The sequence below is a fragment of the Ciceribacter ferrooxidans genome (assembly GCF_004137355.1).
Lineage (GTDB): Bacteria > Pseudomonadota > Alphaproteobacteria > Rhizobiales > Rhizobiaceae > Allorhizobium > Allorhizobium ferrooxidans.
Genome location: NZ_SDVB01000196.1, coordinates 34,190 through 55,592 on the forward strand (window position 1 = coordinate 34,190; position 21,403 = coordinate 55,592).

Annotated in this window: 29 protein-coding genes; 7 read left to right on the plus strand and 22 right to left on the minus strand. The window is 65.5% G+C overall.

Annotation, left to right across the window (positions count from 1 at the left end):
* Positions 1–17: 17 nt before the first annotated feature.
* From EUU22_RS09395 to EUU22_RS09415, 5 genes are all read right to left on the minus strand, one after another.
* Positions 18–371 (minus strand): hypothetical protein, encoded by a 354-nt coding sequence (locus tag EUU22_RS09395; RefSeq protein WP_129331772.1) that lies wholly within the window; start codon positions 369–371, stop codon positions 18–20.
* Entirely contained in the window at positions 368–1,261 is an 894-nt protein-coding gene (locus EUU22_RS09400) for a D-alanine--D-alanine ligase family protein (RefSeq protein WP_129331773.1), read from the minus strand. The genes EUU22_RS09395 and EUU22_RS09400 overlap by 4 nt, the downstream gene beginning before the upstream one ends.
* A complete protein-coding gene (locus EUU22_RS09405) occupies positions 1,258–2,097 on the minus strand; it encodes a hypothetical protein (protein WP_129331774.1) in 840 nt (279 codons plus the stop codon). The genes EUU22_RS09400 and EUU22_RS09405 overlap by 4 nt, the downstream gene beginning before the upstream one ends.
* An 8-nt stretch (positions 2,098–2,105) precedes the next feature.
* Positions 2,106–2,489 carry a hypothetical protein gene (locus tag EUU22_RS09410; protein WP_129331775.1) on the minus strand — a complete coding sequence of 128 codons (384 nt, stop codon included), beginning with the start codon at positions 2,487–2,489 and terminating at the stop codon, positions 2,106–2,108.
* A gap of 119 nt (positions 2,490–2,608) precedes the next feature.
* Positions 2,609–3,676, minus strand: a complete 1,068-nt coding sequence (locus tag EUU22_RS09415; protein WP_165351129.1) for an acyltransferase family protein — start codon at positions 3,674–3,676, stop codon at positions 2,609–2,611.
* A gap of 220 nt (positions 3,677–3,896) precedes the next feature.
* Between EUU22_RS09415 and EUU22_RS09420 the strand changes: the two genes are divergently transcribed.
* Together EUU22_RS09420 and groL are read left to right on the plus strand one after the other, a co-directional pair.
* Positions 3,897–4,436 carry an HXXEE domain-containing protein gene (locus tag EUU22_RS09420; protein WP_129331777.1) on the plus strand — a complete coding sequence of 180 codons (540 nt, stop codon included), beginning with the start codon at positions 3,897–3,899 and terminating at the stop codon, positions 4,434–4,436.
* A 135-nt stretch (positions 4,437–4,571) separates the two neighbouring features.
* Positions 4,572–6,191, plus strand: coding sequence for a chaperonin GroEL (groL, locus tag EUU22_RS09425; protein ID WP_129331778.1), 1,620 nt, complete (start codon positions 4,572–4,574; stop codon positions 6,189–6,191).
* A gap of 5 nt (positions 6,192–6,196) precedes the next feature.
* Here the strand turns inward: groL and EUU22_RS09430 are convergent, their stop codons facing one another.
* Positions 6,197–6,439, minus strand: a complete 243-nt coding sequence (locus EUU22_RS09430) for a hypothetical protein (RefSeq protein ID WP_129331779.1) — start codon at positions 6,437–6,439, stop codon at positions 6,197–6,199.
* A 143-nt stretch (positions 6,440–6,582) separates the two neighbouring features.
* Between EUU22_RS09430 and EUU22_RS09435 the strand changes: the two genes are divergently transcribed.
* Positions 6,583–7,263, plus strand: coding sequence for a phosphatase PAP2 family protein (locus tag EUU22_RS09435; RefSeq protein ID WP_129331780.1), 681 nt, complete (start codon positions 6,583–6,585; stop codon positions 7,261–7,263).
* A 210-nt stretch (positions 7,264–7,473) separates the two neighbouring features.
* Here the strand turns inward: EUU22_RS09435 and EUU22_RS09440 are convergent, their stop codons facing one another.
* From EUU22_RS09440 to EUU22_RS09450, 3 genes are read right to left on the minus strand one after another with little or no spacing between them, the layout of a single operon-like run.
* Positions 7,474–8,259, minus strand: a complete 786-nt coding sequence (locus EUU22_RS09440; RefSeq protein ID WP_129331781.1) for a VOC family protein — start codon at positions 8,257–8,259, stop codon at positions 7,474–7,476.
* Positions 8,260–8,283: 24 nt separating this feature from the next.
* Entirely contained in the window at positions 8,284–8,772 is a 489-nt protein-coding gene (locus EUU22_RS09445) for a DUF1579 domain-containing protein (RefSeq protein WP_129331926.1), read from the minus strand.
* A 57-nt stretch (positions 8,773–8,829) separates the two neighbouring features.
* Positions 8,830–9,552, minus strand: a complete 723-nt coding sequence (locus EUU22_RS09450) for a DUF899 domain-containing protein (RefSeq protein WP_129331782.1) — start codon at positions 9,550–9,552, stop codon at positions 8,830–8,832.
* A 68-nt stretch (positions 9,553–9,620) separates the two neighbouring features.
* On the opposite strand from EUU22_RS09450, the gene EUU22_RS09455 reads away from it, so the two are divergent.
* Positions 9,621–10,076 (plus strand): MarR family winged helix-turn-helix transcriptional regulator, encoded by a 456-nt coding sequence (locus tag EUU22_RS09455; protein WP_129331783.1) that lies wholly within the window; start codon positions 9,621–9,623, stop codon positions 10,074–10,076.
* Between the two features lie 8 nt (positions 10,077–10,084).
* On the opposite strand, the gene EUU22_RS09460 is transcribed toward EUU22_RS09455, so the two are convergent.
* From EUU22_RS09460 to EUU22_RS09470, 3 genes are all read right to left on the minus strand, one after another.
* Complete coding sequence (locus EUU22_RS09460) at positions 10,085–10,849, minus strand: RES family NAD+ phosphorylase (protein ID WP_129331784.1); 765 nt, start codon at positions 10,847–10,849, stop codon at positions 10,085–10,087.
* Positions 10,809–11,192: an MbcA/ParS/Xre antitoxin family protein gene (locus EUU22_RS09465; protein ID WP_129331785.1), complete on the minus strand. Its 384-nt coding sequence runs from the start codon at positions 11,190–11,192 to the stop codon at positions 10,809–10,811. Before EUU22_RS09465 ends, EUU22_RS09460 begins: the two co-directional genes overlap by 41 nt.
* A gap of 167 nt (positions 11,193–11,359) precedes the next feature.
* Positions 11,360–11,782 carry an organic hydroperoxide resistance protein gene (locus EUU22_RS09470; protein WP_129331786.1) on the minus strand — a complete coding sequence of 141 codons (423 nt, stop codon included), beginning with the start codon at positions 11,780–11,782 and terminating at the stop codon, positions 11,360–11,362.
* Positions 11,783–11,959: 177 nt separating this feature from the next.
* On the opposite strand from EUU22_RS09470, the gene EUU22_RS09475 reads away from it, so the two are divergent.
* Entirely contained in the window at positions 11,960–12,409 is a 450-nt protein-coding gene (locus tag EUU22_RS09475; RefSeq protein WP_129331787.1) for a MarR family winged helix-turn-helix transcriptional regulator, read from the plus strand.
* Positions 12,410–12,531: 122 nt separating this feature from the next.
* On the opposite strand, the gene EUU22_RS09480 is transcribed toward EUU22_RS09475, so the two are convergent.
* Complete coding sequence (locus EUU22_RS09480) at positions 12,532–13,287, minus strand: SDR family NAD(P)-dependent oxidoreductase (RefSeq protein ID WP_129331788.1); 756 nt, start codon at positions 13,285–13,287, stop codon at positions 12,532–12,534.
* 140 nt (positions 13,288–13,427) lie between these two features.
* Between EUU22_RS09480 and EUU22_RS09485 the strand changes: the two genes are divergently transcribed.
* On the plus strand, positions 13,428–14,345 hold the full coding sequence (locus EUU22_RS09485; RefSeq protein ID WP_129331927.1) for an AraC family transcriptional regulator: 918 nt from the start codon (positions 13,428–13,430) through the stop codon (positions 14,343–14,345).
* A 60-nt stretch (positions 14,346–14,405) separates the two neighbouring features.
* On the opposite strand, the gene EUU22_RS09490 is transcribed toward EUU22_RS09485, so the two are convergent.
* From EUU22_RS09490 to EUU22_RS09525, 8 genes are all read right to left on the minus strand, one after another.
* Positions 14,406–15,026 carry a hypothetical protein gene (locus EUU22_RS09490; RefSeq protein WP_129331789.1) on the minus strand — a complete coding sequence of 207 codons (621 nt, stop codon included), beginning with the start codon at positions 15,024–15,026 and terminating at the stop codon, positions 14,406–14,408.
* Positions 15,027–15,429: 403 nt separating this feature from the next.
* On the minus strand, positions 15,430–15,816 hold the full coding sequence (locus tag EUU22_RS09495; RefSeq protein WP_129331790.1) for a RidA family protein: 387 nt from the start codon (positions 15,814–15,816) through the stop codon (positions 15,430–15,432).
* Between the two features lie 27 nt (positions 15,817–15,843).
* A complete protein-coding gene (locus EUU22_RS09500) occupies positions 15,844–16,056 on the minus strand; it encodes a helix-turn-helix domain-containing protein (RefSeq protein WP_205687886.1) in 213 nt (70 codons plus the stop codon).
* Positions 16,057–16,337: 281 nt separating this feature from the next.
* Positions 16,338–16,640: a type II toxin-antitoxin system RelE/ParE family toxin gene (locus EUU22_RS09505; protein WP_129331791.1), complete on the minus strand. Its 303-nt coding sequence runs from the start codon at positions 16,638–16,640 to the stop codon at positions 16,338–16,340.
* A 4-nt stretch (positions 16,641–16,644) separates the two neighbouring features.
* Complete coding sequence (locus EUU22_RS09510; RefSeq protein ID WP_129331792.1) at positions 16,645–16,896, minus strand: type II toxin-antitoxin system ParD family antitoxin; 252 nt, start codon at positions 16,894–16,896, stop codon at positions 16,645–16,647.
* Between the two features lie 110 nt (positions 16,897–17,006).
* The gene (locus EUU22_RS09515; protein WP_129331793.1) at positions 17,007–17,729 is read right to left on the minus strand and encodes a L,D-transpeptidase; all 723 of its coding nucleotides are present in this window, start codon (positions 17,727–17,729) and stop codon (positions 17,007–17,009) included.
* Between the two features lie 173 nt (positions 17,730–17,902).
* On the minus strand, positions 17,903–18,715 hold the full coding sequence (locus tag EUU22_RS09520) for a L,D-transpeptidase (protein WP_129331928.1): 813 nt from the start codon (positions 18,713–18,715) through the stop codon (positions 17,903–17,905).
* A gap of 268 nt (positions 18,716–18,983) precedes the next feature.
* Positions 18,984–19,184 (minus strand): hypothetical protein, encoded by a 201-nt coding sequence (locus tag EUU22_RS09525; protein WP_129331794.1) that lies wholly within the window; start codon positions 19,182–19,184, stop codon positions 18,984–18,986.
* 190 nt (positions 19,185–19,374) lie between these two features.
* Here EUU22_RS09525 and EUU22_RS09530 point away from each other — a divergent pair, with 190 nt between their 5' ends.
* A complete protein-coding gene (locus EUU22_RS09530; protein ID WP_129331795.1) occupies positions 19,375–20,745 on the plus strand; it encodes a TIGR03808 family TAT-translocated repetitive protein in 1,371 nt (456 codons plus the stop codon).
* A 3-nt stretch (positions 20,746–20,748) separates the two neighbouring features.
* Here EUU22_RS09530 and EUU22_RS09535 read toward each other — a convergent pair whose 3' ends face one another.
* Complete coding sequence (locus EUU22_RS09535) at positions 20,749–21,291, minus strand: DUF2087 domain-containing protein (protein ID WP_129331796.1); 543 nt, start codon at positions 21,289–21,291, stop codon at positions 20,749–20,751.
* Between the last annotated feature and the right edge of the window lie 112 nt (positions 21,292–21,403).

Sequence of the window (21,403 nt, forward strand, 5' to 3'; positions counted from 1 at the left end):
GCGTCGGGTCTTCGGCCTCAGTCGAGATTGCCGTAGACCACCTCGTCGCCGCCGATATGGTGGCTGCCGCCGACATTGCCGTAGACCTTGGCATCGCCCTCGACGACGGCATGGCCGTGGAGGCGGCCGTGGATCGCCGCACGGCCGCGGGCGACGGCGGAGCCGGAGATGACACCGTAGACCTGGGCGGCGTCCTCGATCCGCGCCTCGCCATAGGCGAGCGAATCCCCGTGCAGCCAGCACGTGCCGGCCTGCGACAGGTTCTTTTCCGACTGGACGAAGCCGCCGCTTGCGCCGTCCGCGCGGACGATGCGGTGGAGGATTTCGCCGCTTTCGAGCCTGCGGGTCTCATCGGTGATCCGGTATTTCATGGCACCCTCGACAATCGGTTGTAGAGACGGGTCGTGATACTCTCCTCGCCCCAGAGGGCGAGATCGTAGCCGTGGTAGCCGGGCATCGGGTTCACCTCGATGACGAAGGGGCCCTCCCCGGTCAGGATGAGGTCGATGCCGGAAAAGCGCAGCCCTTCCGCCTCGGTCAGGTCGCAGAGGTCGGCGGCAAGTGCCGCATCGATCACCGCCGGGCGCATCTCGGCGCCGCCCTCCTTGCGGTAGTCGAGCGCGGTCGTCACCACCTCGACCGTAAAGCAGACGCCGTCGAGCACATGCACCCGGAATTCCCGGCCGCGGAGCCGCGCCTGCGACAGCACGGGCTCGGCGACTCCGGAGAGCGTGTCGCCGTCAAGGACGAAGCTCGGGGCGGAGCTGCAGTTCTTGACGACCCGGCCGGCAAGCGCATGGCGCGTCGTCATCAGCGTCGGCGGCAATTGCGCCACCCGGCGCGGCACCGCCGCGAGCGCGGCGACATGGAAGGGCTTGCACCAGTTGGTGCTCCGCTCCCCGGCACGGATCACGTTCGGGTGGGCATCGCAAAGGGCGGCGAGGACGGCGCGCAGGGCGACGTCGCCGGCATCGGCGCTCCAGCCGTCGCGGATGTAGACGCCCGGCGCCGCCGCCATCCATTCGGCGAGCACGGCGAGTGGAAGCCTGCCCTCCGCCACCGCCTCGATCGTCACCCAGCGCAGCGGCAGGCCCTCATCGGTGACCCGCTTGTGAAAGCCGGCGGCCGTCGGATCGCCGCTGACGCTGATGACGAAGGGCGCACCGGTCGCTTGCGCCCCGAAATCCTCGGGCGGCGCGTCTTCGGACTGCCGCGCCCGGCCCATGCGATCCGTCCAACCGTCGCGAAAGAGCACCGTCATCGGCTCACCATGTCGGCCAGGGCATCGGCGAGGCTCTCGCCCGCCGGCCCCTCCAGAAGATCCGGGGAAAGCTGCGGGACGACCGACCAGAAGACCGGTCGCCCGAGATAGCTGAAGACCAGTTCGCCGTAATCGATGCCGAAGAGGTGTCGCACGGCGGCGACCAGCGCCGCGACTTCTCCAAGCGCCCGGTCCGGCAGGTGCATCGCTACCAGACGGTCGCCCTCGGGGCGGAAAAGCGTGAGCACATCGCCGGCGAAGGCGCAGCACGCCGCCGCGCCACGGGGGCTTTGCACCGCCAGCCGGACCTCCCCCTCGCCGTCGTCGACACGCCGCAGCGAGCGGTCGTAGAGGCGGGAAAGGCGAAGCCAGCCGTCGGGAAGCGGCCCGCCGTCATGGACCTGCCATTGCGGACAGGCGAGCCCCGCCCGCGCGCAGCGTGCCCATTGTTCCGGCAGCGAGATCATATAGGAACACGCGCTGCCGGAGGTGCCGCGGTTCAGCGGATTGCCGCAGGCCATGCGCAGCATGTGCAGGACGGCCGCCTTCTCGCTGGCGGAAAAGATGTCGTCCGACACGCGCGCCTCGTGGCTTGCAAGCGTGCCGGCGACCTGCCTGAGGAAAACCGGCCGCATGGCACCCCGCGGGCGGATCCAGCCCTCCCCCGCCGCCGGATCGCCGACCGGGACATGGATGTCGCCGAGGACGATCGCGTCGGTATCGAGGGAGAGGCTTGCGAGGCCCCGCCGGGCGAGGCTTTCACGCAGGAGCCGTTCGAGCGGCTCCCCGAGGTTCAACAGCAGGACAATCCGCTCGTCGCCGGGCCCGTCGCGCATCGCGGGTTTCAGATCTTCGCGTGCCCGCCGAGGGTGAAGGCACCCGCCTCGACGCCCGGATCGGCGGCGACGAGGTCCTTGATCTCGCCTTCGTCCTTCAGCGACAGGACGAAATGCACCGAGCCGTCGGGAAGCCGCGTTACCGAATCCACGAGACCGTAGTCGGAAGCCGCCTGCCAATACTCGTCGCTCTTACGCAGGAGGTCGGCGGATGCGTCCGGCTTCTGCTTCAGGTCGACGCGGAAGAAGTGTCGCTTGAAATCCGTTCGACCCTTGCCGAACCGCTCCATGGGGAGGCTGATCGCCTCGATCCCGGCGAGCCGGGCGGCATCGTCCTTGCCTTCCTTGCCGTCGCTGCCGCCTTCCTTGCCTTCACTGCTGAGTATCGACATGACCGTGCCCTCCGTTTCGACTGATGAAGGCATAGCAAACAAGTCAAAGTGCGTAAACTTTTTAGTTGTATTAGCTTTTCATTTATCAATTTTCACGAGTCTTTTTTTCCAAGCGCACCTCACGACGGGCGGCGGTCGAGGGCCGGGGCGAGCGGCTGCAGGAGGCGATAGAGCCGCGCTCTCAAGGCCGGCATGGCCGAGCGCTCCGCCAGCACGTGGTAGGCGAAGGCGAAGGCGAGGATGCCGGCGACGACGAGGAGGATCGCAACCGCCGGGTGAACCAGAGCAGCGAGCGGCGGGATCGCGACATAGCCGACATGCTGGTGGACGAGATAGAGCGGATAGGTGGCGCCGCCGGCGAGCTTCAGCGGTCCCCAGAAGCGGCGCGGCAGGTCCATGCGGGCGATGAGCACGAAGAGTGCCGCCCCGCCGAGGACGGCTGTCGCGATCACCGGGCGCGACAGCGCGCTTCCATATTCGGCCTCGAACCAGGGTGCGGCGCTGAGCGAGGTGAAGACCCCGTAGGACAGCGACAGGGCGAGGAGCGCGAGCCGCGTTGGCGTGACGCCCTTGCCGAGCCGCTGGAGGGCGATGCCGGCGACGAAGAAGCCGCTGTATTCGGTAATCAGCGCATCCTGCAGCAGACGGACCTGGAAGAAGGCCTCGTTGGCGAAGGAGAGCGCCAGCCAGCCGAAGGCGATCGTCTCGATGTCGTCCAGCCGCCGAATGACGAGCAGCAGGAAGATCCAGCCGTAGAAGACGAGTTCGAGCACGATCGACCAGTAGGCACCGTCGACGAAGGGTTCGCCGAGCAGCAGCGAGAAGACCATGAGATTGGCGCCGTACTGCTCGAGGCTGACCTCGAAGCGCGGATTGGCGGCGATGACCACGACGAGCGCGGTAACCGTCATCATCACCATGAAGGTCGGATAGATGCGCACGAAGCGCGAGACGAAGAATTCGAGCGGCGTGCGGCCTTCCACCGAATAGAGGATCACGAAGCCGCTGATGATGAAGAAGATGCTGACGCCGAGATAGCCGTAGGCCGCAGCACGCTCAAGCATCTCCGGCAGCGGCACCTGCGGCAGGTCGCCGGCGGCCTCGCCGCGGAAGAGGAAATGGAAGCCGACCACGGCCATCGCGGCGAGAAACCGCAGCCCGTCGAGCCCGAAGAGGTGCTTTTCCATGATCCTGAAGCCCCCGGCCGCAATCCGCGCCGCGCACGGGCGCATTCCCCCGCCCCTTCTTTAGCGAGGGAATGTTAACAATCTACTTCTGGTGGAAAAAGCGAAATACGGAACCCCGGCCGCAACCTCTGCGACAGGAAGCCGCTCGGGGCAGGCGTGCCGGGCGGAAGCGCTTGCGCTATGATCGTGGCCAAAGACGAGGGGCGGGAGAGTCGGGGCGATGACGAACGACATGCTGATGGGGTTGCTGCCCGTCGTCTTCATGCTGCACGAGTTCGAGGAAATCGTCATGCTGAAGCCGTGGCTGGCGAAGAACGGCGCGGCACTGGAGCGCCGCTTTCCGGCCGTCGCGGCGCGGGTCCTGCCGCTCTACGGCAACCTCTCGACCTCGGCCTTCACCGTCGCGGTCCTGGAGGAGTTCCTCATCCTGACGGTACTCACCTATGCGGCGATCGCCTTCGGTCTCCACGATCTCTGGGCGGGCCTGCTCGTCGCCTTCCTTTTCCATCTTCTCGTCCATGTCGGCCAGACGATCCTCTGGCGCGGCTATTGCCCCTTCATCATCACCAGCCTGCTCGTGCTCCCCTATTGCCTCTACGCGCTCTTCGCCCTCGCCCGCTCGGGCGCGATTTCGCCCGCCCCGACGGCCGCCTGGTCGGTTGCGGCAACGGTCCTCGTCTATCTCAACCTCTGGCTGGCGCTCCGCCTCGCCCGCCGCTTCGAGGCGTGGATCGGACACGACTTCGCGCCCCGTAGCTGACGACGGCTCTCACCCGAACCTGATCAGGATCAATGTTCTTCGAAGAAGCCTAATGTTATAAGGTGCTGATGAAGCAGACTTTCCCGCAGCCGCCGGCGTCGGGCCCGCCCGGCCGGCATTTCGAGGACGTCCGGCATGGCGCATAAACAGGTTCTCTTTCGTGACGAGGCCCGCGCGAAAATCCTGCGCGGAGCGACCCTTCTCGCCGACGCGGTGCGCATCACGCTCGGCCCGCGCTCGAAATCGGTGCTGATCGAGAAAAAGTGGGGCGTGCCGGTCGTCTGCAACGACGGCGTTACGATCGCCAAGGAATTCGACCTCAAGGACCCCGAGGAGAACCTCGGGGCCCGCATGCTCCGGGAGGCGGCTGAAAAGACCGGCGACATGGTCGGCGACGGCACCAGCACCGCCACCATCCTCGCCCATGCGATCTTTTCCGAGGGGCTTCGCAACGTGGTCGCGGGCGCGAGCGCGGTCGACATCAAGCGCGGCCTCGACCGGGCGACGAAATGCACGGTCGAGGCGCTGAAGACACTGTCGCGACCGGTCGCCACGACACTCGAAAAGCAGCAGGTGGCGGCGATCTCCGCCCATAACGACGAGGCGATCGGGGCGCTGATCGCCGAGGCGATCGAGAAGGTCGGCGACGACGGCGTCATCACCGTCGAGGAGGCGAAGACGACGGAAACCCACCTCAACGTCGTCGAGGGGATGCAGTTCGATCGCGGCTACATCTCGCCCTATTTCATCACCAGCGCGGAGGACATGGAAGCCGTGCTCGAAGACGCCCGCATCCTCCTCTTCGACCGCAAGATTTCGGCGCTGATGGACCTCGTGCCGCTGCTCGAACAGATCGCCAAGTCGGGCCGGCCGCTGCTGGTGATCGCCGAGGACATCGAGGGCGAGGCGCTCGCGACCCTCATCGTCAACCAGATCCGCGGCACCTTCCACAACTGCGCGGTCAAGGCGCCGGGCTTCGGCGACCGGCGCAAGGCGATGCTGGAGGATATCGCGGTGCTGACCGGCGCCCAGGTGATTTCCGAGGAGATGGGCGCCAAGCTCGAAAACGTGACGCTCGCCGAACTCGGCTCGGCTGCCCGCGTCGTCATCGACAAGGAGACGACGACGATCGTCGGCGGCGCCGGCGATCCGGCGCGGATCAAGGGCCGCATCGAGGAAATCCGCCGCCAGATCGACAAGACCACCAGCGACTACGACAAGGAGAAGCTGGAGGAGCGGCTCGCCAAGCTCTCCGGCGGCGTCGCCGTCATCCGCGTCGGGGCGCCAGCGGAGGCGGAAATGAAGGCGAAGAAGGACGCGATCGAGGACGCGATCAACGCCACCAAGGCAGCGGTCGCCGAAGGCATCGTGCCGGGTGGCGGGCTGGCGCTCCTGCGCTGCGTCGGCGCGGTCGTCGCGGAAGAGCAGAAATGCGAGGGCGACGAGCGCACCGGCGTGCAGATCCTCAAGCGCGCGCTGGAGGCCCCTGCCCGGCAGATCGCCCTCAACTCGGCGGTGGACGACGGCGTCGTCGTCGAGCGGATGCTGCAGGGCTCCGGCGCCATGGGCTTCGACGCCGGCCGCAGGCTCTATGTCGACCTGATGGAAGCGGGCATCATCGATCCGACCAAGGTGGTGCGGATCGCGCTCGAAAACGCCGTCTCCGTCGCCAGCGTGCTGCTGCTCACCGAGGCGACGATGACCGAGGTGCGCGAGCCGGCGAAGCCGCCGGAGTCGGAGATGGGCGGGGTGTGAGGCCGTCAGACCTTGCGGCGACGCCATGAGGTGAAGAGCGCGATGCCGACGCCGATGAGCAAGCCCGGCAGCGCCATGGCGACGGCGGCGGTGGCGGCTCCCATTTCGCAGCCGCCGGAATCGCCCGGCGTGCCGCAGCGCGGATCGAAGAGGTAGCCGAGCGACAGCGCCAGGATGCCGGTCAGGATCGGCAGGCCGATCAGGCCGACAAGCCCGAAGGCCACAGATTTCGCGATCGTCTTCAGCATGCCCGTTCATCCCCCTCGCCGTGAACGCAAAGACATAGCGCAATTCCACCCGCCCGTGAACGGCAGGCGCCAGCCCGGCCTTGACCTGCCGGCCATAAGCCGCCATCTCCACCTCGACACGGGAAGAGAAAACGAGGAGACGGATGGCCTTTCGCATCAACAACGGTTCGCTCTACCCCTATGTCGCCGGCGCTATCATCGCCGGCCTGCTTGCCGCCTTCGGCATGATCGCCGACGAGGTGAGCGAGGGCGAGACGCTCGCCCTCGACGAGGGCGTGCTGATGGCGCTGCGTGCACCCGGCGATCCGGCAGACCCGATCGGCCCGGCCTGGCTCGAGGAGGCCGCCCGCGACGTGACCGCGCTCGGCAGCTTCTCGGTGCTGACCATTCTCGTGCTGGTCGTCGTCATCCATCTCTTCCTGATCGGACGGCAGCGGACCGGCTGGTTCGTCGCCTTCTCGGTGATCGGCGGGACGATCCTGAGCACGACGCTCAAATCCTTCTACGACCGCCCCCGCCCGGAGCTCACCGGCATCGCCCGCGTCTTCACCGCGAGCTTCCCGAGTGGGCATGCGACGATCTCGGCCGTCGTCTACCTGACGCTCGGGGCGCTGCTTGCCGAAATGGCGGAGCGCACCAGCCAGAAGGTGCTCTACCTCGGCTCGGCGATCTTCCTCACCGTCATCATCGGCGCAAGCCGCGTCTATCTCGGCGTCCACTACCCGACCGACGTCATCGCCGGCTGGTCGATCGGCGCCGGCTGGGCACTCGCCTGGACGCTCGCCGCCCATCTGGTGCGCAAGCGGATGAAGACGGAGGGGTGAGGAGACGACGCTGCGCCCTCTTCTACGTCATCCCGGACTTGATCCGGGATCCAGCGCGATCAAGTCCTTGATCGCGAAAGAGTCCTTCACGGCGCAGACGCGCCGTGGCTGGACCCCGGATCAAGTCCGGGGTGACGGAGGATGTGGAAACGCACCGGCGCCGCGCTCTTTGTCCCCGATGAGAGGCGGCCCACGCCACCTCCCCCGGCGTCAGCGTTTGCCCGCGACGAGTGCGAAGAAGGCGCCCTGCGGATCGCGGCACTGGGTCACCCAGGCGCCGCCGGGAACCTCCATCGGGGCGGACAGGACCGTGCCGCCGGCGTCGGTCACCCGTTTCATCGCCGCGTCGATCTCCGGGACGACGAAGTAGAAGCTCCAGAAGGGGTGCGGTATGTCCGGCGTTTTGGTCATGATGCCACCGATGTCCCTGCCCTCATGGGCGAAGAGCTGGTAGACGCCCATTGCGCCCATGTCGTAGGGTTCGCCCTTCGTCCAGCCGAACATGCGGGCGTAGAAGTCGAAGGCCTCGTTGCCGTCGCCGGCCATCAGTTCGTGCCAGCCGACGGTTCCGGGCGACATCGGCGGCGGCTCCTCCGGCATCGGCCCTTCCGGCATGTTCGGCTTGAAGACGTTGAGGGCGGCGCCGTGCGGATCGGCCACCGTGGCGAAGCGGCCGATGTTCGGAATGTCGGTTCCCGGCATCAGGACGCGGCCGCCGTTTTCGGCAAATTCGCGCGCCTTGGCATCGACGTCGTCGACGGCGACATAGCCCCACCACTGCGGCATCAACCCGTTTTCCGCCATTTGCGGGGTGATCCCCATGAGCCCGGCCGAACCCATTTCACGCCCCGGTATGTTGAAGACGGTGTAGGCGTCTCCCTGCGGTGTGGCGTTGTCGAACGCCTTCGCTTCCCAGCCGATCACGTCCCGGTAGAACGCGGCGGCGGCCGGGACGTCATTGGTCATCAGCTCGTACCAGACGAATTTGCCTTGCATTGTCTTTTCCTTCTTCGGGGGTGCTCAGGATTGTCTCTGCATTTCGCTCGTCATGAAGGTCTGGAAAGTGCCGTCGGGCTGGCGGACGCTGGCCGTGAAGCGGCGAGTGTTGTCGTCGACGAAGGTGATGGCGTCGTGGTAGATCGCCGTCTTCGTCGGATCGGTGAAGTCCGGCCCCTCCGCCTCGAGCGTCAGGGTCCTGCCGTCGGGCTCGATCCAGCCCTTGTAGACCCAGAGCTTGGTCATCATCGAGCCGACCCAGGTGCCGACATAGTGGCCGGCCTGCGGATCGTAGCCGAGCGTCATCATGACGGAACCCAGACGCCCGTCCGGCATCTTGCCGCGGCTCTCGCCGACATACCAGAGGCCGTCGAACGTGCGGACCGTCTCGATCCAGCGGTCATCGGGGCTCTCGGGTCCGCAATCCTCGTTGCCGGTCGCCGAGGTGACGACCCAGTCGCCGAGAAGTCTTTCGAGAAAGTGGTGTTCCTGCTGCGGTACGGCGAATTCCATCATGGCCTCATCCTCCTCGATGGGGTTTCACAAAAGATGCCTGCAGATATGAACGGCTCAGGACGCGGCGGCGCGCGGCTTGCCGTCGTACTCGTCATGGCGACGGACGAAATCCATCGTCGTCCTCTCGTTGCGCCCCTTCGGCGCCCGGTCGAGGATCATCAGCGTGCCGATCAGTTCTTCCGGACCCCGCGCATAGCTCGAATAGGTATGGAAGACGGTGCCGTCGGCATCGCGGTAGAAGGCACTCAAGCCCGGAAGCTCGGTGCCGGCATCTTCCGCCGGCATTGCGGTGAAATTATAGAAGACCTTGCCGGAGGCGAGCTCCTCCGGATCGAAGGACACGTGATAGTCGCGGTTGAAGTCGGTGCCGAAGGACGACACCCACGGGAAGTGCCAGCCCATGCGGCGCTTGTAGGCCTCGATCTTTTCGAGCGGCGCGCGGGAAACGGCGACCAGCGTCACGTCGTGGTGGTTCAAATGCGGCAGCGTGCCGTCCAGATGATCGGCGATGAAAGAGCAGCCGGTGCAGCCCGCCTGCCAGTCCGGGCCGAGCATGAAGTGGTAAATCATCAGCTGGCTGCGACCGTCGAACAGCGCGGCGAGCGTCTTCGGCCCCGACGGCGTGTCGAAAACGTAGTCCTTGTCGACCTTGACCCAGGGCAAGGCCATGCGCTCGGCATTCAGCCGGTCGCGCAGATGCGTCGCCTCCTTTTCCTTCAGCAGAATGGCGCGGCGCGCCTCCAGCCATTCTTCGCGGGATACGACAGGATGTTCCATGATCTTCTCCTCCTCCGGATGGTCGTGGTTTTGCTTGACATTTACGTTGATATCAACATATTTAGCACATGTCAAATCAGCCTGCGATTCCTTTTTCGACCACCCTTCATGTCCGCGACACATGCCTCTGCCTCCATGCCCAGCGCGCCGCACGCGCACTGGCGCGGCGCTTCGATGCCGCCTTCAAGCCGCTCGGGCTGACGAACGGCCAGTTTTCCCTGATGATGGCGCTGAACCGCCCGGAGCCGCCGCCGATGGGGCCGGTCGCGGCCCTGCTCGCGATGGACCGCACGACGCTGACGGCGGCGCTGAAGCCGCTCACCCAGCGCGGATGGATCACGATCGTGGCGGACGAGAAGGATCGCCGCGGCAAGCGGCTGAAACTGACGGAAGCGGGCATGGCCGTGCTCGTCGAGGCGATGCCGATCTGGCGGCGCGAGCACGACGAACTGGAGGCAGGCCTCGGCACCGACCCGCAGGTCCTGCGCCAGGGGTTGATCGAGGTGGCAACCGCCAGTGAATAGCGCCTCGCCTACGCGCTCCGGAAGCGGGACAGGCGGGGATCGGCGGCGAAATCGGCGACGGTGAAGCCGAGCCGGCTCTGCGGGAACTCACAGAGCGCCTGCACACCTGCCCGACCGAGACGAATGTGCCAGGTCTGGCGTTCGACGGGTTCGCGGGCGGCGAAGGCGAGCGCGCTCAAAAGTGCGATGTTCATGCCGCCCTTCGGATCACGCACTGAGCGGTAGAGGATCGCCTGCCCGTCTGCCGCGCGGGCGGCGTCCGCGAGCGCCTGGCAGGCCTCGTAGGAGACCGGATCCTCCCAGGCGGCGGCATCGCGCGAAAGCGGCGGCGCGGTCAGGTCGAGCGCCCGCGTTGTCGTGACGAGCGCGGAAAAGGCGGTGTATTCCGCGGCATTGGCGGGCAGCGGCGTTTCGGGCGATTCGGCGAAGAAGAGCAGCCGGTAGAAGGCCATTTCGGCAAGCGCCGTCGTCACGCTTTCGGCGGCGTAGAAGACACCGAGGGTGCGGCCGGCGCGGCGGAAGCGCGAGCCCTTCGGATAGACGGCGCCGTAGCGGAACGGTGTGGCGAGGAGATAATCGAGGCCGGCGCATTCCGGCGGCAGCGCGGGCTTGGTTTCTTCGAGCAGGCTTTCGAGCAGCGATTGTTCCTCGACCGTGTCAACGAGCTTCATCGTCGAGACCTGGTGCTGCGCCTCGACGAGCCGCCACCACGCGCCCGAGACGGCGCGGAACTCAGACGAGAGCGCGACGGGCGTCCAGATAGGCAAGGACATCGACGAGCCCGGAAACGGTGAGGATCTTCTGTGCCGGCACGGCGCCGAGCGCCGTGTTCTCGTTGCGCAGCCAGTTGCGCGCCACCGCCTCGTCGCCGCCGGTGATCGCATCGAGCGAGCGGAAGACGCGAATGAAGAGGAGCGCCAGCTCGAAGGGCTTGCTGCCGCGCTCCAGCCGGAAATCGAGCCGCTTCATGCGCGAGACGCTCGCCTCGGAGAGGCCGAGCACGGCGGCGAGCGTGCGGGCGCTGAGGCCGAGCCGGTCGGCGGCATTGACCACGGCCTTGGTGACGACCGTGGCCTCGGAGGCGGGCGCGGAGGGTTTTTCCAGAGCTTCCAGCATGATCCCATTCCTTTCTCTGGAAGAAATATAATCAATTTCTTTCCCAAGACAAGGAGAAAGGGTATTTCCGGCGGGAAACACCCTTTTCAAAACCATCACGTCAAGCACCGGACGGCCCCGCGCGGGACCGCCCTGCCCTTGATCCGGACCGGCTGCCGCCGTCCGCCTTATTCGACGCTGACCGGAACCTCGGTCGAGGTGCGCATGGCGTGGCTGTAGGGGCAGACGATATGGGCGGCGGCGACCAGACGTTCGGCGACGGCGCGTTCGACGCCCGGAACGTTGACGGAAAGCGCGACCTCGATGTGGAAGCCGGTACCGTCGTCGCGCGGGCCGATGCCGACGCGGGCCGTGACCTTGGTGTCTTCCGGGATCTTCACCTTTTCCTTGCCGGCGACGGCCTTCAGCGCGCCGAGGAAGCAGGCGGAATAGCCGGCGGCGAACATCTGTTCCGGATTGGTGCCGGTGGCGCCGTCGCCGCCGAGTTCCTTCGGCACGGTCAGCACCACGTCGAGAACGCCGTTGTCGGAAACGGCGCGGCCGGCGCGGCCGCCGGTGGCGGAAGCCTGCGCGGTATAGAGAATGCTCATGTCCTTGCTCCTTGTCTTCGGGTTTGCCAGCATTTATATATCGAACAATTGAATTGCGTGCAATTGATTTTTGCACGTTGCAGCCCCGGCGCAAAATTGAGAGAATGGGCCGGGGAAAACGGGACCGATCGTTCGGACCGAACGGATCAGGGGGCCGATCTGCGGATCGGTGAAATCATGCAGGACAAGAAGGCCATAAAAGGACCGCGTCTCGACAACCAGCTCTGCTTCGCCATCTATGGCGCCGCACACGCCTTCAACCGGGCCTACAAGCCGCTGCTCGAGCCGCTCGGCCTCACCTACCCGCAATATCTGGTGATGATGGTGCTCTGGGAGAACGACGCCCAGTCGGTGAAGGCGATCGGCGAGCGCCTGGGGCTTGATTCCGGCACGCTCTCACCGCTGCTGAAACGCCTGCAGCAGGCCGGCTATGTCGCCCGCGAGCGCTCGTCCGGCGACGAACGGCAGGTGATCATCTCGCTGACGGAGACCGGCGCCGCCCTGCAGCAGAAGGCCGCAAACGTCATGCAATCCATCGGCATCGCGACCGGCTGCACCCGCGAGGAGATCGAAACCATGCGCGAGAGGCTGCACGCACTCCGCCGGCAGCTTGCGCCGGAGGAGTAGAGGGCGGCAGCGGCGGGTGTCATGTAGCAGGCGCGGCCGGAGATCGCTTCGGGGCCGGTTCCGGGCGGTTTTTCGGGACGGAGGATGCCGGGTGCCGTTTACGCAGCACCCGGCGTCACGAGTCAGATGGTCTGACCGCCCGATACCTCGACGCGCTGGCCGGTGACCCAGCGGTTGTCAGGGCCGAGCAGGCTCGCCACCATCGGGCCGATATCATCGGGCACGCCGACGCGGCCGAGTGCGGTCATGCCGGCGAAGGCCGTGTTATAATCCGGGATGTCACGTACCGCGCCGCCCAGGAAGTCGGTTTCGATCGCGCCCGGCGCCACGGCATTTGCGGTGATGCCGCGGCTGCCTAATTCCCTCGCCATGTAGACCGTCAGGATTTCGACCGCACCCTTGGCGGCCGAGTAGGCCGAGAAGCCGGGGAACGACACGCGGGTCAGGCCCGACGAGAAGTTTATGATGCGGCCGCCATCCGCCAGCACCGGCAACAGCGCCTGCGTCAGGAAGAACACGCCCTTGACGTGGACATCGAACAGCATGTCGAACTGTTCTTCGGTGGTGGTGGCGAAGTCGGCCATTTCTCCATGCCCGGCATTGTTGACGAGGTGGTCGAACGTGTCGCGCCGCCATGTGGTCGTCAGCGCGGTTCGCAACGTCTCGACGAATGCCGGAAAGGACGAGACCTTGCTCGTGTCGAGCTGCAGCGCGACAGCCTTGCGGCCCAGCGCCTCGATGTCGGCGACGACGGCCTCGGCCTCGTCCTTGCGGCTGCGATAGGTCAGGATCACATCGCCGCCGTGGCGAGCGATGCTGATGGCGGTGTTGCGGCCGAGGCCACGGCTACCGCCGGTTACGAGTGAAATGCTGGTCATAGATGCCTCCGTTGCTGTGACATTCTTATGCAACGGACCGGCCGCGCGGTGTTGCGCGATCCTCCCGAATTCTTGCCTGATTATCCTGCCCTATTGCCGGCCGTATTGCCGGAACGTCCTGCATGCCGTATCAATCTTCGATGACCGATCCCCTCCTGGACCATGCCCGTCGCTACGCCGACGCCCATGTCGACCCCGCCGGCGTTGCCGCGACACCGGTCGCGGGGATGGCGATCCTGCGCGAAACCGCACCGACGATGCTGCAATTCGCCGTTTCCAAGCCCTTGGTGGCGCTCGTCCTGCAGGGCAGCAAGCGTGTGACGATGGGAAACCGCAGCTTCGATTTCGGCGCCGGCGAATCGCTGCTGATCACCACCGATGTCCCAACCGTCAGCCAGATCACGACCGCCAGCAAGGTCTTGCCTTATTATTCGATCGTCTTCGAACTCGACCCCGTGATCATCGGCGATCTGGTCGATCAGATCGGCCCGGTCCCGTTCGAAGCGGACCGGCCGGTCCGCGTCGATCCGACCGAAACGGAAATTGCCGATGCGGCGTTGCGCCTCGTCCGGCTCATCGATCGGCCCGCGGCGCTGGCGGTACTCGGCGAACAGTTGCGCCGCGAGTTGCACTATTGGCTGCTCGCCGGCCGTCACGGCGGCGCCATCCGCGCGCTGGGCGTGACCGACAGCCATGCGCAACGCATCGCCCGTGCCGTTGCCTTGCTCCGCGACCATTACGCCGAGCCGGTGCGGGTCGAAGCGCTGGCGGCGGCGGCGGGCATGAGCCTGTCGGCCTTCCACGTTCACTTCCGCGCCATCACATCGCTGACGCCGCTGCAGTTTCAGAAGCAGCTTCGGCTCATCGAGGCCCGACGCCGGATGCTGGCGCAAGGCGAAGCGATCAGCGATGCGGCCTACGGCGTCGGTTACGAGAGCGTCCCGCAATTCACCCGCGAGTATGGCCGCATGTTCGGACAACCGCCTGCGCGTGATATCCGGCGAGCGCGCGCCGGAGGAATGATGGGCGGAGGTCTCGGCGGGTTTTTGCGGGATTGAGAGGCGGGTGCCGACGACGGTTCTTGGGGGCCGAAGGCGGACTTCACGCGCAAAGAGGAGCTACGTTGCATTTGCGTCCAATGAAGAAACGAAGCGATCGAATACATCGATATCGTAGCGGAGTTCATTATTCAAAATGGCATCGGTCGGCAGCCCATCGTCTGGCAAGGTCCACCGCACCCGGCGTCCGACAGCCGCATCCAGTCGTGCATACCACTGAATAAGGAATGGTTGTAACCGAACGTGCAAGTCGAAACGGTCGCGCACGCGCGAGGTGTCGCCCTCGCATTGCTGCTTAGCGATCAAGGGGTCGATGACTTTGACGAAATAGGCATCTGCGAATCCAAGCCGCTTTTCCAGGAGTGCTCGTCTGGTCGCCTGAAGCTGGAGTTCCCACTGACATTTCGGGAGTTCTCCGACCCGGCAAAGGCACCAGGAATAGTGAAGCTTCAAGGGGTCTGTATCGCATATGGCACAACCCTTCTCGCGTTCCCTCTGGAGCGCATCGCTCCATCGTTTGGCATTCCAGTCCGTCCAGTATTGAGCGGTTGCTATCCCGGTCAGCGGTTGAGCTTTTCGATCAGCCGGGAACGTCTCGGGAATCAGGTATGGCGCGCCGTGCGATCTGCACCAAGTCGTCTTACCAGCCGCGCTGATGCCTTCGATGACAACAATCATCATGGACCTCTTGGTTGCCTGACTATACGAAGACAATTCCTTCGTCCGCGATACGGCTCAGGTCCGCCCCCGACGCAAAGCGGCCGACGCCGCGCCGGCAGTTGGCGTTGGAGGAGTAGAGGCGGCCGCGGCGGGTATCTGCGGGGTTGGGGGCAGATGTCGAGCAGGGCGGCTTTGGGTCCGCAAGTGGAAGTTCTGCTACCAGGCCAACACCACGCGAAGCGAACATCATCGTTCTTATCGCCAGAGTTCGGCTTTGGCCCGAAGATCAGATCGTTGTAAAACTCGGTCGCGAAACTTCGACTTTTGCGACGGAGATACACCTGATGTTGCATGTGACTTTGATCGCTATTTGGCACAGATTATCGGCGCTATGCGGCAGCGTGGGACGGCCTGATCGTTCCTCTCATGCGACCGCGATCACCTCTATCTCGACCAGCCATTCGGGCACGAGGGTTTCGGCGACGATGGCGGTTGTTGGAATACGACGATCGCCCAAAGCCTCAATGCGCGCAGTCTGGTTTGCCTCGGCGTAGGAGGCGTTGCGCAAGTAGCTGGTCAACCGCGCGATGTTGTCTGTCGTCATGTTGGCTTCGGCAAGGATTCTCCGGATATTGGACCAGATTAGCGATAGCTGTTCTTCAAGGCTTTCCGGAGCTTTGCCCTCGGCATCGAGCCCCATCGTTCCGCTAACGAACAGAAAACGTGCCGCACCGCTCACCTCCATCGCATGTACATAGTCGTCGGTTGCGGGGTAAATACCGTCGCGTGGGTTCCTCGGCGTCATCTGCATGGCGCGTGTCCTTTCAATTTCTGGGCATCAGCGCACGACAGAAGCATCGGCCAGAGCCCAATATAGGGTGGATCGGTGTACTCGTAGCAGTTCGGTGACGAAGGCAACCGGCTTATTGCCATCGCCGATGAGTTGGCGCGCGTACGCGATCTGTTCGCGCGTCAGAACCGGCGACCGCCCGAACTTCACGCCGTGCGCTTTCGCCTCGATCCTGCTGGCACTGGAGCGTTCCGCGATCAAGCCTCACTCGAAATGGACGCGATTCTTCGGCCGTGGCCTTGTGGGGTAAGCGGAATTTTGCTTCAGCCGCCCTTGTTGTCAAGCGTCCAACGAAGCCAGCTTCTGCCCACATCAATCATGACCGCTACTGGCGCATAGGAGGCATCGCGCGACAGGTGAGCAATGTCCGCTTTCAAGCCCCATGGTAACAATATCTATGACTAACGTGGGGTACAACGCTTCCGACACCACACCGGTATCGCTCGGCGGCGTTTGTTGCCTGATTTCGGATATCCTCCCCTTCAGCCGTCGAAATCCTGCGGCTTGACGTCTTGCGCCCCGTGCATCACCCGGAGGATCACGACGCGATCGGGGTAGGTGCGAAAATAGATGCACCGGCCGCGATAGGGAAAACCTCGTAGACCTTCGAGAATGTGGTCGCGGGGAGACCCGGTGAAACCGACCTCCGCGATCCATGCAATCTTGGCGGTGAGGTCTGACAGGAACTCTCGGGCGTAGTGCGGGCTGCTCGTCGCGATATAACGCCTCATCCTCCGCAGATCTTCGATCGCGAGGGGAGCGACTGTCAGACGTTTCGCGCTAATGGCCCTAGCCTTCGTTCATCACGTCTTCGAGGATTGCGGCACCGGTCGCATATTCCTTGCCCCGGCCCGCGGCGATCTCCGCATCGGCGGCGCTGATCTCCTGTCGCAGAGAACGAAGATTCAATTCGTAATCCGCCAGCATGCGGATTCCGGCCTGAACCGCTTCGGTCTCCGTGCCGAAGCGGCCGCTTCGCACCAGATCGGCGAGGATGCCGTCATAGGTCTCGCCGAGAGAGAAGGTTTTCGTGCGCGCCATGGGTCTCACTCCTTCCCTTCAATATACATGGAGGCCCGGCAATTCCGCAAGTTTCTGCCGGTCGCCCCCCTCAGGACCGCTCCTCCCCGGCCCCGCAGCCCGAAACGGTCCTACTGCCAGACGACGACGCGGGCCTTGTTCGGTACGCGGTCGTAGAGGTCGATGATGTCCTGGTTCATCAGGCGCACGCAGCCGGAGGAGACCGCCTTGCCGATCGACTGCCATTCCGGCGAGCCGTGCAGGCGGTAGAGCGTGTCCTCGCCGTTCTGGAAGATGTAGAGCGCGCGGGCGCCGAGCGGGTTCTTGAGGCCGGGCGGCATGCCGCCGTTGTCGGCCGAATATTTCGCAAGTTCCGGCTGGCGGGCGATCATTTCCCCCGGCGGCGTCCATTTCGGCCATTTCTGGCGCCACTGGATGACGCCGGTGCCCTGCCAGGCGAAGCCCTCGCGGCCGATGCCGACACCGTAGCGCATCGCGGTGCCGCCCGATTCGACGAGGTAGAGGAAGCGCGAGGGCGTATCGACGACGATGGTGCCCGGCGGCTGGCCGGTCGGGTCGATGACCCGCTGGCGATAATAGCGCGGGTCGATCCGCTCGTAGGGCACGGCAGGGATGACGAAGCCGCCGTCGACCATTTCGCCGTACATCGCCGCGACCTCGGCCGAGCCGGCGGCGGGCGGACGGGCAATGGTCATCGGCCCGCCATAGGCCGGCGCCGCGGCGTAGGGGCGATTGTAGGAGCCGGAGGAGGCGCAGCCCGCAAGCAGGCTTGCGGCGCCGACGCCGGAGAGGGAAAGAAAGGCGCGCCGAGAGAGGGAACCGGGACGTGTCATGGGGGAATCGGGCTTCCTGTGCAGTTTCGGGTTCGGGAAACGATTAAAGCGGTGAAACCCTAAACGTTCCCCTTACGCCATGTTGTGACATGACGAGTCGCTAAAAGACATACACGGTGATGCCGCAGGAAGTATTCACTTTTGCGCGATGGCGCGGAGAGCGGCCGTCGCGATCAGAGGACGACGATCGGGGCCTTGCCGCCGACGCGGTCGTAGAGATCGATGATGTCCTGGTTGAACATCCGCACGCAGCCGGACGAGGTCGCCCTGCCGACGGACTGCCAGTCCGGCGTGCCGTGGACACGGTAGAGCGTGTCCTTGCCGTCCTGGTAGATGTAGAGGGCGCGGGCGCCGAGCGGATTGTTGAGGCCGGCCTCCAGCCCGCCTTCGGAGGCGGAGAAGGGGCGCAGGTCCGGCTGGCGCGACACCATCTCGCCGCTCGGGGTCCAGCGCGGCCATTTCTGCTTGAGCGCGATGACGCCGCGTCCCGACCAGGAGAAGCCGGCGCGGCCGAGCCCGACGCCATAGCGGATCGCCTTGCCGCCCGGCTCGACGAAATAGAGAAAGTGCGCCTTGGTATCGACGACGATGGTGCCCGGCGTCTCCGAGGTCGGATAATCGACCTCCTCGCGCAGGTAGCGCCGGTCGACGCGGTCGAGCGGGATCGGCGGCAGCGTATGGCCCTCGTCGCGCATGATCCCGTACATCGTGCGATGGACGGGATTGGTGACGGGGAGCCCGTAGGTCTGGTGGAACTGGGTGGAGTAGAGACGCTGCTGCGGCACCGGCTGCTTCTCGGCCGGCGGCACGCGGGCTGGCTCGTTCCAGACCGGCGCCACCTCGTCCTGGAAGACCTCGATGTTCATGCGGCTGGTATCGGTCACGAAAAGGCAGCCGCCCAGCGCCGACAGCATCGCCACGCCGGCGACGAGGCCGCCGACGCGCCGCAAGATCCCGACCTTCGAAGAAATAGCCTTTGACACCATGGTCCACCGCTTCATGCCGCTCAGATTTGCGGCACCCTGCCAGACGCGGCTGGCGCGAAGCTGTCGTCACGACCGGTGGCGGCGACGACCCGTGGTCCGAATGAAGGACCGACTTATACTTGAAACTACTTCACAAGAATAAAAAAACTCCGGCCGGCCGGCGACGTCGGTCGCGGCCAGCCGGAGCCAGCAGTGGCGCGCCCAAGGGTCCGCCGACACCTGACCGCCGCTCGGTGTCGACAGGCGCGCCTTGCTTCCCCCTTAGGGATCAGGCCATCGGCGGCTTCAGCGCCGTATAGATCTTCTTGCCCAGAACCGCCGAGATCGGCAATGCCAGCACGCAGCCGGCGGCGAAGGCACCGGCGATCTGCCAGCGTTCCATCATGCCGAGCGAAAGAACAGCCGTCACAGCAGCGCCGGCCAGCGCCGTCGCGACAAGAATATAGAGGACCGCAGAAAGACGAAACATTTATGACCTCCGTCAAATATCACGCATCCGAGACTATTACTGCGAGGGTGAGGCGCATTGATCTAGAACAAACGGTGCCGGCGTCTGGCCGCCCGCGAAGCCGCAAATCGCCCTTGTCGCCCTGCGGCAAGTTCGCGCATGATCGCGCCGCCGCAAGGCGGGGAAAAAGACGGAAGACAGGCGGGGCGCGATGGCGACGAGACGCGAGGTGATCACCGGGCTCATGGGCGGGGCGCTTGCCGCCGCGATCGGCGGCCGGCGGGCGGGCGCCGCCTCCAATGTGGCGGGCACCGAGCTGCGCGGCTCGATCGACGCCGCCGGGGCCGGCATCCTGCCCGGCGCCTCCGACAATTTGAGCCGGCGCATGCAGGCGCTTCTCGACGAGGCGGCGGAGAAGGGGCTGGAGGTCTTCCTGCCACCCGGCAACTACAGCGTCTCCAATCTCACCCTGCCGGACGGCACCCGGCTTTCCGGCGTGCCCGGCGCCACCCGCCTCTCCTATGGCGGTGACGGCCACCTGATCACCGCTGCCGACGCGGCGCGCATCGACATCGCCGACATCGTGCTCGACGGCGCCAACCGATGGCTCGGCGACCATACCGAGGCGCTTCTTTCCTTCCGCAACGTCGCCGACCTCCGGATCGTCAATTGCGAGATCGCCGGCAGCCGCAAGCATGCGGTCTCGCTGGAGCGCTGCGGCGGGCGGATCGCGGACAACCGCATCACCGGGGCGGCGCTCGCCGCGCTGATCTCGCACGAGGGCAAGGCGCTCTCCGTCACCGGCAACCACATTTCCGACTGCGGCAACGGCGGCATTCTCGTGCATCGCTGGACGAAGGGCGCCGACGAGGCCGTGATCTCCGGCAACCGCATCGCCCGGATCGCCGCCAACGACGGCGGCACCGGGCAGAACGGCAACGGCATCAATCTCTTCCGCGCCGACAACGTGATCGTTTCCGACAACCACGTCTCCGACTGCGCCTTCTCGGCGATCCGCGCCAACTCCTCCTCGGACGTACAGATCACCGGCAACCAGTGCCTGCGCTCCGGCGAGACGGCGATCTTCGTCGAGTTCGCCTTCGAGGGGGCGATCGTCTCTTCCAACCTCGTCGACGGCGCGGCGAACGGCATCGTCGCGGTCAATTTCAACGAGGGCGGGCGGCTTGCGAGCGTCAGCGCCAACGTGATCCGCCACCTCTCGCTCAAAGGCCCCTACGTCAACGACGAGGCGGGCTTCGGCATCGGCATCTCGGCCGAGGCGGATACGGCGATCTCCGGCAACGTGATCGAGAACGCCCCGCGCGCCGGGTTGATGATCGGCTGGGGCCCCTACATGCGTAACGTGGTGGCGAGCGGCAACATCATCCGCAACGCGCCGGTCGGCATCGCCGTCTCGGTGGTCGAGGGGGTCGGCACGGCGATGCTCTCGGGCAATCTGATCTCCGGCGCGAAGGACGGCGCAATCGTCGGCTACCGCTGGAAGGACCGGGCGACCGGCGACCTCGTCGCCGGCGGCGACGCCCCCGACCATCTGGTGGTCGAGGGCAACCGCGCATTCTGAGCGTCAGGCGCCGGGTGCGCGGGCGCCGCGGATCAGCGCCAGCGCCTCCGGCGGCGGCCGTTGCTCGATACGGCGGTAGACGCGGCAGTCGGCCGTGCGGTCGAGGAGCTTCCGGTTGAACATCTCCCGGCGCAAGAGCACATGATCGCCGAAGGCATGCGCCGCCTTGAGGATGTCGTTGACCTCGCGCTCGGAGAGGTCGCGATCGGTCGGAACGCGCGCCCAGAGCCGCCAGAGGCAGAGCTGCTGGATCACCGTGCGCGCCGGCCAGCGCATGAGCATGCCGTCTGCGTCGAAGCAGCGGGCGGCATCCTCGACGCGGCGGAAATCGACCGCTTCCGGCTCCGGTTGCGGCGCCTCCAGGCGCTCGCGGGCGGCGTCGGAGGCCTTCAGATGCTGGAAGTTGCGGTAGCCGGCAGCGCGCGCAAGAATGTTGAGCAGTTCGACATGGCCCGGCTTGTCCTCGCGAGCGTGGATTTCCCGCTTCAGCAGGCGGGCGAGCGCCGATACGTCCGGCGCCTGATAGGGGAGCGATATTCGCGACATCGTCTTTTCCTCGATATCGTGCCGTCAGAAACTGATTATGCCGGAGGCCACCGTCTTTCCGACACGGCACGGGAAAAGTGTCGGTCGTGATTGTCTGTGAAGCAGGTTTAGC